11 protein-coding genes are annotated in these 8,679 nt (G+C 53.7%); 4 read left to right on the forward strand and 7 right to left on the reverse strand.

Features of this window, described 5'->3' with window-relative positions; genetic code table 11:
- From ACTQ3R_RS15915 to ACTQ3R_RS15925, 3 genes are all read left to right on the forward strand, one after another.
- Positions 1–296 (forward strand): hypothetical protein (locus ACTQ3R_RS15915; RefSeq protein WP_441780170.1); only part of this gene is annotated, 296 nt, incomplete at its 5' end.
- Positions 297–325: 29 nt separating this feature from the next.
- Positions 326–2,881: a DUF4118 domain-containing protein gene (locus ACTQ3R_RS15920; protein WP_441780169.1), complete on the forward strand. Its 2,556-nt coding sequence runs from the start codon at positions 326–328 to the stop codon at positions 2,879–2,881.
- Positions 2,874–3,575 carry a response regulator gene (locus ACTQ3R_RS15925; protein ID WP_441780168.1) on the forward strand — a complete coding sequence of 234 codons (702 nt, stop codon included), beginning with the start codon at positions 2,874–2,876 and terminating at the stop codon, positions 3,573–3,575. Before ACTQ3R_RS15920 ends, ACTQ3R_RS15925 begins: the two co-directional genes overlap by 8 nt.
- Positions 3,576–3,778: 203 nt before the next feature.
- Here the strand turns inward: ACTQ3R_RS15925 and ACTQ3R_RS15930 are convergent, their stop codons facing one another.
- The 7 genes from ACTQ3R_RS15930 to ACTQ3R_RS15960 all read right to left on the reverse strand — a co-directional run bounded on the left by ACTQ3R_RS15930 (position 3,779) and on the right by ACTQ3R_RS15960 (position 7,898).
- A complete protein-coding gene (locus ACTQ3R_RS15930) occupies positions 3,779–4,138 on the reverse strand; it encodes a hypothetical protein (protein ID WP_441780167.1) in 360 nt (119 codons plus the stop codon).
- Between the two features lie 13 nt (positions 4,139–4,151).
- Positions 4,152–5,450, reverse strand: a complete 1,299-nt coding sequence (locus ACTQ3R_RS15935) for a VirD4-like conjugal transfer protein, CD1115 family (protein WP_441780166.1) — start codon at positions 5,448–5,450, stop codon at positions 4,152–4,154.
- A 1-nt stretch (position 5,451) separates the two neighbouring features.
- Positions 5,452–6,072, reverse strand: a complete 621-nt coding sequence (locus ACTQ3R_RS15940; RefSeq protein WP_441780165.1) for a ClpP family protease — start codon at positions 6,070–6,072, stop codon at positions 5,452–5,454.
- Positions 6,073–6,075: 3 nt separating this feature from the next.
- Positions 6,076–6,423 carry a hypothetical protein gene (locus ACTQ3R_RS15945; RefSeq protein WP_441780164.1) on the reverse strand — a complete coding sequence of 116 codons (348 nt, stop codon included), beginning with the start codon at positions 6,421–6,423 and terminating at the stop codon, positions 6,076–6,078.
- A complete protein-coding gene (locus tag ACTQ3R_RS15950; RefSeq protein ID WP_441780163.1) occupies positions 6,420–6,728 on the reverse strand; it encodes a hypothetical protein in 309 nt (102 codons plus the stop codon). Before ACTQ3R_RS15950 ends, ACTQ3R_RS15945 begins: the two co-directional genes overlap by 4 nt.
- 7 nt (positions 6,729–6,735) lie before the next feature.
- A complete protein-coding gene (locus tag ACTQ3R_RS15955) occupies positions 6,736–7,206 on the reverse strand; it encodes a hypothetical protein (protein ID WP_441780162.1) in 471 nt (156 codons plus the stop codon).
- 275 nt (positions 7,207–7,481) lie between these two features.
- Positions 7,482–7,898, reverse strand: a complete 417-nt coding sequence (locus ACTQ3R_RS15960) for a DnaB-like helicase N-terminal domain-containing protein (RefSeq protein ID WP_441780161.1) — start codon at positions 7,896–7,898, stop codon at positions 7,482–7,484.
- A gap of 274 nt (positions 7,899–8,172) precedes the next feature.
- Between ACTQ3R_RS15960 and ACTQ3R_RS15965 the strand changes: the two genes are divergently transcribed.
- Entirely contained in the window at positions 8,173–8,439 is a 267-nt protein-coding gene (locus ACTQ3R_RS15965; RefSeq protein WP_441780160.1) for a hypothetical protein, read from the forward strand.
- Positions 8,440–8,679: the final 240 nt, after the last annotated feature.

Below are 8,679 nucleotides of genomic sequence, written 5' to 3' on the forward strand. Positions count from 1 at the left end.
GAACGGATGGACGGCGCTTCACGCCGTTTGGAATGGAACGGCTACGCCGTTTGCGTTGGAATGGGCGCACCGTTCCTCCGGAACGGGCGCTCCGTTTGACTGGAATTCGCAAACGCAAAACAGGTAGATATTTGTTCAATCATTTTCACTTTGAAAGGGAGACAAATGGTATGGAAGAATATATGTTGTTTCGTTTGATAATTGCAGGAAGCACAACTGGCTTGTTTGTGCTGGTAATGGGTATGTATAAAGGGCTTCAAGTAATGGTGAAAGTACATCACGCAAAGAAAAAATAGAGTTATGTCCAATCGAGAAGGGAGTCTTAATGATGATAGATATGCTGAAGGCGGCGGAAAGGGCCAAAGCGGCTGGAGTCGATGTGGTGATTGGCCTGAGTCCCTCAGAGCCGTGGCCGGACACCCAAGCATTAGCAGCAGACTTTGAGTGTGTGTCCGATGAAAGAGTGCTGACAAATGGGCAGTCGGACGACGACAGGAACCTGGATGCCTGCTTGAAACGGCGGCCGCAGCTCGTTTTGGTGGACGATCTCTCCCACAGAAATGCCGACAATTCCCGCCACAGAAAACGCTATCAGGACATCGAGGAGCTGCTGAAAGCGGGGGTGGACGTCTATACCACGCTGGATATCCAACACATCGAGAGCATTCAAGATTCGGTGTTTTCCATCTTGAACGGCCCGATGTTGGAGCGTATTCCGGATCATGTGTTTGACCGGGCGGCCCAGGTGGAGTTTATTGATATTGAGCCGGAACGGCTGCAGCAGCGGCTGCTGCGGCAAAAGAAGAGAGCCTTGCTTTCCGGCTGCTCGTTCTCCCAATTAAGCGCCCTTCGGGAAGTGGGGCTGCGCCGCTGCGCGGACCGGGCAGCTTTATACACCCAGGTCAATCACACCCAAACAGGGTACCGCACCCATGAACATATTCTGGTGTGCCTTTCCTCCGCGCCGTCCAATGAGAAAATTATCCGGACAGCCGCCCGGATGGCAGGGGCGTTTCGCTGCGGCTTTACGGCGCTGTTTGTGGAAACAAAAGAGTTTCAGTGGATCACGCAGGCGGATAAAGAGCGGCTTCAGGCCAATGTCCATCTGGCCCAGCAGCTGGGCGCATCGGTTGAGACGGTTTATGGAGATGATGTGGCCTACCAGATTGCGGAGTTTTCCCGCTTGTCAGGGGTGACAAAGATCGTGCTGGGCCGCAGCGGTATGCCGCGCTCCTGGCTGGGAAAGGCATCCTTAACCGAGCGGCTGATTGAGCTTACTCCGGAATTGGATATCCATATCATTCCGGACAATGGATCAAACAAGCATTTTTCCGCCCGGCATTGGGAGATTATGCACATGCAGGCCGTATCCGTGATGGATCTGTTGAAAAGCGTGTCCATTCTGATTTTAAGTACGGTAGTGGGATTTTTGTTTTACTACTGGGGATTTACGGAGGCCAATATTATTACCCTCTATATTTTAGGCGTGATGTTAGTGTCCGTATCCACCAAAAGCTCCGTCTGCAGTTTTATAGCATCCATTGTCGGCGTGCTGACCTTTAATTTCTTTTTTACAGAGCCCAGATTTTCTCTGCACGCTTATGACAGCGGATACCCGGTTACCTTTCTGGTGATGTTTCTTGCTTCGCTGATTACTGGATCCCTGGCCTCGAGACTAAAGTCTCATGCCAAGCGCTCTGCCCAAGTGGCGTGGCGCACCAAGCTTCTGTTTGAAACGGACCAGAGCCTTCAAAAGGCACGCAATCAGGAAGAAATTATTTCGGTTACGGCAAGGCAGCTGCTGAAAATATTTCAGCGGGATATCGTTGCATACCGGGTGAAACAAGAAAAATGGATGGGCCCGGAAGTATTTCTATTGGATGAAGCCAAGTCCGCTGACCGCTACACCACGCAGAAGGAACGGGAAGTGGCACAGTGGGTCCTTACAAACAATAAACGTGCGGGAGCGGGAACAGAAACCCTTTCGGACGCCTGCTGTATGTATCTGTCGGTCCGGACCGGTAAGCAGGTATATGGGGTTGTGGGGATTGCCGCATCGGATAAGCCACTGGATTCCTTCGAGACAAGTATCCTCTTTTCGGTTCTGGGAGAGTGTGCGCTTGCCCTTGAAAATCAAAAAAACCTGGAGGAAAAAGAAGCGGCTGCCGTATTGGCAAAAAATGAACAGCTTCGCGCCAATTTGCTGCGCTCCATTTCCCACGATCTGCGCACGCCCCTCACCTCCATTTCCGGAAATGCCAACAATCTGCTCTCTAACGGGGACCTGTTTGATCCCAAGACGAAAAAGCAGATGTATACCGATATTTATGATGATGCCATGTGGCTCATTAATCTGGTGGAAAATTTGTTATCGGTCAGCCGCCTGGAAGAGGGGCGGATGAACCTACATGTATCCACAGAACTGATGGATGAGATTGTTGCGGAAGCTCTGCGGCATATTAACCGGAAGAGCGCAGAGTACCACTTGCATGTGGAAAACAGGGAAGATTATCTCCTGGCTCAGGTGGACGCCAAGCTGATCATTCAGGTCATTATCAATATTGTGGACAATGCCATCAAGTATACGCCGCCAGGATCTCAAATTGACATTGGGTGGCAGAAACGAGGAAACTTTATTTATGTTTCCATGGCCGATAACGGCCCTGGGATTCCGGACGAGGCCAAACCTCATATTTTTGATATGTTTTACAGCGCCTCCAATCAAATTGCCGACAGCCGCCGTAGCATGGGGCTGGGATTGGCACTGTGTAAATCGATTATCAACGCACATGGAGGAGAAATTGTCGTAACGGATCATTTCCCCCATGGTTCCATTTTTACATTTTCTGTCCCAGCAGGGGAGGTAGAACTGCATGAATAAACCATTAATTTTAGTGGTTGAAGACGATACACCGGTACGCAACCTGATTGCTACTACGCTAAAAGCACATGATTACCGCTTTCTGACCGCGGCGAACGGGGAATCGGCGGTTTTGGAAGCCTCCTCCCATAATCCAGATATTATTTTGCTGGATCTGGGGCTGCCGGATATGGACGGGGTGGAGGTCATTCACAAAGTCCGCTCCTGGTCGAATTTACCCATCATTGTGATCAGTGCCCGGAGTGAAGATACGGATAAGATCGATGCACTGGATGCCGGTGCAGATGATTACTTGACAAAGCCTTTTTCGGTGGAAGAATTACTGGCACGGCTTCGCGTGACACAGAGGCGGTTAACCGCGCTTCAGGCTGACGCAGCCAATGCAGAAGCGGTTTTTACAAACGGCAAGCTGAAAGTGGACTATGCGGCAGGATGTGCATTTTTGGATGGGCAGGAACTCCACCTGACCCCAAGTGAGTATAAGCTGCTGTGCCTGCTGTGCAAAAATGTGGGAAAAGTACTGACCCACACCTTCATCACACAACAGATCTGGGGCCGGAGCTGGGAAAATGATGTTGCCTCGCTTCGCGTGTTTATGGCAACGCTGCGTAAGAAGCTGGAAAAAGGACCGGGCTCCCCGCAGTATATTCAGACGCACATTGGTGTTGGATATCGTATGATGAAAGTTGAGTAGTTTAACAGGGGAGATATTCTACGAATTACAAAAGAGCCTCTGATTCTGTCTGTCCCGTTCACTGATTACTGAGCTTCTAATTTAGGCGAGGGGAATAACCACCGGGAGTTCCCTCTGGTCTTGTACTCCGTCAACACCCTATCGGATAAAAAAACAGCACCTCCGGAGTACCCGGCGGTGCTGTTTTCCTGTATATACGTGAATTATAATATCTCACCTCTTGAACAATGATATTCGCAGTGGATTCCCAAATCGTCAAGATACTCCTTCAGGGTAGAGTTGGGGCGGGAAAATTCAAACATCTCAGCGATGATAGTTTCCGGTTTTTTCGCGGAATTTTTGGAGAGGGAGGCCAGCAGTTTTTCTGCGTCCTCTCCCTCCAGGATGTAACTGTATGCGGAGCCGTCCTGAATAAAACGTTCTCCGTCATCCACCAAAGGTGTCATACCGGAAATAAACAGCCGTTCTCCCTTTGCCTCGACCCGCAGCCAGGACAGAGGGGCGCCAGTCCATGTGGCGCCCCCCCGCCCGTAGAGAGCGGTCAAAAGCGGATAGTGTATCATGGCAATCCTCCATTCAGTTCCCAAAGGGCATGCCCTGCTCGTCGTACGAATCGAATTGGTCCAATAGCACCGGGTATGTCATCGTATGTTCTGCGAGCTGGTGGTAGAGCGGATGCTGTTTCAGGTCGTATTTCCGAACAGCTCTGGGAGTACTTCCCCGCTCAAAGAGCCATGCTTTGCCCAGGGGCATGTTCAAAATCCCCCACTCAGGCTTGTTGGCCTTGTTTCCAATGAAACGTGCGGTTTCCAGACTTTGACCGCCCAGGTACAGCAGATGATCGCAGTTGTCGATGATGGTCATGGCTTTGGAGTGGCCATAACAGCTTTCCAACTGCGTGACACTTTGGAGCACCGCGCTGACGCTGATTTCCCGGCTGCGGATGACAGAAATGATCTTGTCGAAGTCGGGAATATTTAGGTTGGCGAAGTCGTCCAGGTAGAGCCGCACCGGAATTTGGAGCCGGTTGTCCGGACGGCTATCTGCCTCCGCAATCAGCGTCTGAAGGGCCTGGGTGTAAAACAGCGAGGTCAGGGGAGTGAGGGAAAAGTCGCAGTCACTCACTTTCACAAATACCGCTGTCTTACGGCGGGATATCTCAGCAAAATCCAGTTGCCGGGGGTTCAGGAACAGTTTCTCTGCTCCGCTGAAACCAAAACTGGAGAGTTTCTGAGAAAGAATGCCCAGAATGGAGCCGTACATTTTATCGGCTTTCTGGCAGAGCTGGAACCGTCTCCAGCGACTGGCGGCAAAGCTGGTTGGATTCAGGCCAGACAGCTCCAGCATGAGGGTGTCCAATACCTGTGGCGTTCCCACCTCATCAAACAGGCGGGTGACACTGGTTAGATTTTGTTCCTCCGGGGGCAGGCACTCCAGCGTATAGGCCACCAGCGCCTCCATCATGTTCCGGGTGATGAGCTCCCAGAAAGGCTGACGGGGATCGTCGATGGGGACCAGCGCTGCCGAAATGGTCAGGATATCCTGTTCGTGGTAGCAACCCCGCGTTTCATCCCATCGGATAAAGCGAAAGGGGTTATATCCACACGGGGAGTGGAACAGGTCCGTGAAATCCAGTTCCATGACCTGGAAGCCCCTCCGCTCCAGCAGAGGGGCCACCTGCTTGCAAAGGCTTCCTTTGGTATCCGTCACAATGAAGGATTCCTGGGTATCCAGCAGATTTGGCAGGACATAGCTGCGGGTTTTTCCACTTCCGGTAGGCCCGATAATGAGGTCGTTGTTGGCCAGTCCGGTCTCCCAGGTGTTGTTGTTGACGGAAATGCCTTCCGCCAGAATGCGGAAACTGTTGTGATTCATGTTAATAACCCCTTTCTTCGTTTTCTTTTGGTATCAGGCTGTCGATGACAGCGTCTGCCAGGCCGAATTCGACGGCCTTCTCAGCCTCGAACCAGGTGTCCTTGCGGCTTACCTGATAAATCTGCTTCAAAGTCTTGCCGGTATGCTTGGCAAGAATGCTGCAGATAATTTTGCGGACACCCATCAGGCGTGAACTCTTTTCCTGGACTTCCAGTGCACTGCCGGAGACTCCGCGGGGCACCAGCGGGTCGTGAATCAGGATTTCGCCATGCTGCAGGATTTCCCGGCGATTTCCGGCGGAGAAGAGGAGCGCCGCCATACTGGCTGCCGTACCCACACATACCGTCCGGATGCTGCATGGGATTGCCTGCATGACATCGTAGATGGCAAGTCCCGGATTCACCTGTCCGCCGGGGCTGTTGATATAGATTGTGATTTCTTTGTCCGGGGAATCGGCGGCCAGATAAAGCAGCTGGCTGTTAATGGAATCAGCGGTATCACGGTCAATCTCCCCGGATAACCAGATTTCCCGGTGCTGAAACATGATGTCCTCGGGGCTGATGCAGTCCGACCCCTGGCTGGTTTCCCGGAGAATCCGGGGTGAAAATCGCATATAATGCATAATTTATTCCTTCCTTTCTTTGTTTTGTTCCTGTGCTTTTTTGATTGCGGCAAATGGTTCGACAAGCGTCCAATATAGGAGCTGTTTCTGCTCCTCGTCAACAAGCTGCTCCGCCTGTATGACAAGGTCAATTACGTCCTTGCGCTCCTGAGCGCTACTTCCATATTTGCGGATATGCGACTGATAGACCTGGTCGTATTTTTCCGTTTCTCCTGTTATTTCGCCGATTGCGTCGAAAAAGTTCATATCGTACAGACCAACGGCCACAGGAAAGGAATATGTGCCTCGGGCAAGCTGCAGGCGTTCCTCAAGAGGAACCAGCCGTCTTTTTTCTGTTTCTTCGTGGTTCATGTTTTTGTATCTCCTTTCTTCGCGTCCCATATGGGACTGGCCAGCAGAAGGAGCTCCGTCGTGAATTCCTCGTCGTTCGGGTCAATCATGGCGGCGACCTCCTGATAGGTCGGGTTTTGCGTCAGCTCCAGTCCAAGGTGGCCAAAGAGCGTTTTCCATTTGGTGGAGCGGCCGAAAAACGCCTTGATGGGTGTGTTTCCCCATTGCTGAATCACACAGGGGCAGTATTCAGACTGGCTGACCCTGCCGCGTTTTGCGGTCTTGATTCGCTCGGACAGGGGGATTGGATGTACCGTCACAGTCATGGTAAACTCACCCCCTTTCCAGAGCGGAGTTCTGGCGGTCCGGCCGGAAGGGCCGGACCTGTCTCGGCGCGGGGGAAGCTTTCTTGCTGAGGAGATGGACGCTCCTCGCGCTGAGACAGGTTTTCTGTGTGGGACAGCCCTCTTTGTCCAAATAGTAGCTTGTCTGGACCACATAGCGGACCGTAATGCGGTCCCCTTTGCGCAGGGCGGAGTAACAGTCGGTTTTCCTCTTCGGGACATAAGCGACCAACGTTGCAGTATGATTCAGTTGGTCGTTGTTGAGGTTTCCGGTCCGGGACTCCACGTTCATCCGGAACAGGTAGGTGCGGGAGCCATCTCGGTTGGGATAGGCGAGCGGATTGGCACTCAGCGCGCCTGTAAGCGTGCCCCACGCGCCAAGATATTTCGGGCGAAGGGAGCTTTCGGCCTTCTGGGAGCGGCTGTTGGAACTGACTTGATGAGTTGCATTTACGTTCATGGTAATTACCTCCATTATAGTTTTGTTGATCAAAGTGGAATGGTACTGAAATAATTCCGATGATGCTTACGGCTTGTGAAAGGCTGATGTTGATTGTGGTGTGCCGGCACGCCCTCGCCCACGGCCGGCACGGTGGCTTCCGTCGGGTTTGTTCCCGACCGGCACAACATTTTTATGGAGAGACCGCCGGCGAGAACACGCGGCCGCTCCTGGAAGCCATGTGGACCTGAAACTGGACAGTGCGCTCCAGCCCAGGCTGGGTGGTTGATTTACCATCATGTCGGCGGGCGCGGATTGGGAGGCGGCTTTCCGCCGCTCGGCTCGCCGTTTCCCGCCTTGCCGTGGAAATCGCCGGACGGCTCCTCAAGCGGCGATAGCAGTGTGGCGATGTACCGGTCCACTTCCGCCGAGGAGGGTGTCTCCAACATCATCTGGTGGAGATAGGAGCGGGCGGACGGCTCGTCCCAGTGGCCCATCTCTCGGAGATTGTGGAGTACCGTCACGGCGTCCACCGAAGTGGCCTGCTGACTTAGAGACCGGATACTCAGGAATATCTCCCGGTTCCGCTGGATGGAGAAGTCATCAGGACTCAATTTGTTCAGAACGTTCGGAACGCAATTGGGGTCAATGAGCATGGAGCCAAGAACGCCCTGTTCCGCTTGCACGCGCTTCGCCTGTTTCGATGTATACATAATGAGCACCTCCATATAAATTGATTGTTACAGGCAATGTTGTTGACTGGTAGGAACCATATGAACGGAACTGAAATCCCTCCTTTCGCGGCGTCTGCCCGTCCGTTCTCCGGCAGCACTACTCACTTCACATTTGCAACCGGCAGGGCGCTAGCCCTGCAGCCGCCGGCGGTAGGCGGCGGCCTTCCCGTACCTACCACGTCCATGGTTTTGACCGGCAGGGGGCCTGAGCGCCCTGCGGACGCCGGCGGCACGCGGCGGCCTCCCGTCTTCCATGTCCACAGTTTCCACCGGCAGGGCGCTAGCCCTGCAGCCGCCGGCGGTAGGCGGCGGCCTTCCCGTACCTACCACGTCCATGGTTTTGACCGGCAGGGCGCTAGCCCTGCAGCCGCCGGCGGTAGGCGGCGGCTCCGTCTCCACCATGTTCATGGTTTCTGCCGGCAGGGCGCTAGCCCTGCAGCCGCCGGCGGTAGGCGGCGGCCCCGTCTTCACCATGTCCACAGTTTCTCCCGGCAGAGCGGTAGCTCTGCAGACATGGTAGCCATCCCGTTGGTATGGAGCGCCCAAAAAGGTTCTTGATACGTGCCGACCGTCGAAGAGCTCCGTCCCGTGCCGTTAGGTACGGGCAGTCAATTATTATTTTGCTGCGAAGCGGCAAAGACCCGCGGGGGGGGGGGGGGGGGGGGGGGGGGGGGCGGGGGGGGGGGGGGGGGGGGGGGGGGGGGGGGGGTGGGTGTGTTTTAAACCCCTACCAAATAACAACTCAACTACAACATAGTAT

This window comes from Lawsonibacter sp. LCP25S3_E2 (assembly GCF_052117285.1).
Classification (GTDB): Bacteria; Bacillota; Clostridia; order Oscillospirales; family Oscillospiraceae; genus Lawsonibacter.

Bases quoted from the DNA above. Each gene is read 5' to 3' on its own strand.
- ACTQ3R_RS15940 (WP_441780165.1), bottom strand. From the start codon at position 6,072: ATGCATTATATGCGATTTTCACCCCGGATTCTCCGGGAAACCAGCCAG.
- ACTQ3R_RS15960 (WP_441780161.1), bottom strand. From the start codon at position 7,898: ATGTATACATCGAAACAGGCGAAGCGCGTGCAAGCGGAACAGGGCGTT.
- ACTQ3R_RS15930 (WP_441780167.1), bottom strand. From the start codon at position 4,138: ATGATACACTATCCGCTTTTGACCGCTCTCTACGGGCGGGGGGGCGCC.
- ACTQ3R_RS15925 (WP_441780168.1), top strand. From the start codon at position 2,874: ATGAATAAACCATTAATTTTAGTGGTTGAAGACGATACACCGGTACGC.
- ACTQ3R_RS15950 (WP_441780163.1), bottom strand. From the start codon at position 6,728: ATGACTGTGACGGTACATCCAATCCCCCTGTCCGAGCGAATCAAGACC.
- ACTQ3R_RS15965 (WP_441780160.1), top strand. From the start codon at position 8,173: ATGTCCACAGTTTCCACCGGCAGGGCGCTAGCCCTGCAGCCGCCGGCG.
- ACTQ3R_RS15945 (WP_441780164.1), bottom strand. From the start codon at position 6,423: ATGAACCACGAAGAAACAGAAAAAAGACGGCTGGTTCCTCTTGAGGAA.
- ACTQ3R_RS15955 (WP_441780162.1), bottom strand. From the start codon at position 7,206: ATGAACGTAAATGCAACTCATCAAGTCAGTTCCAACAGCCGCTCCCAG.
- ACTQ3R_RS15935 (WP_441780166.1), bottom strand. From the start codon at position 5,450: ATGAATCACAACAGTTTCCGCATTCTGGCGGAAGGCATTTCCGTCAAC.
- ACTQ3R_RS15920 (WP_441780169.1), top strand. From the start codon at position 326: ATGATGATAGATATGCTGAAGGCGGCGGAAAGGGCCAAAGCGGCTGGA.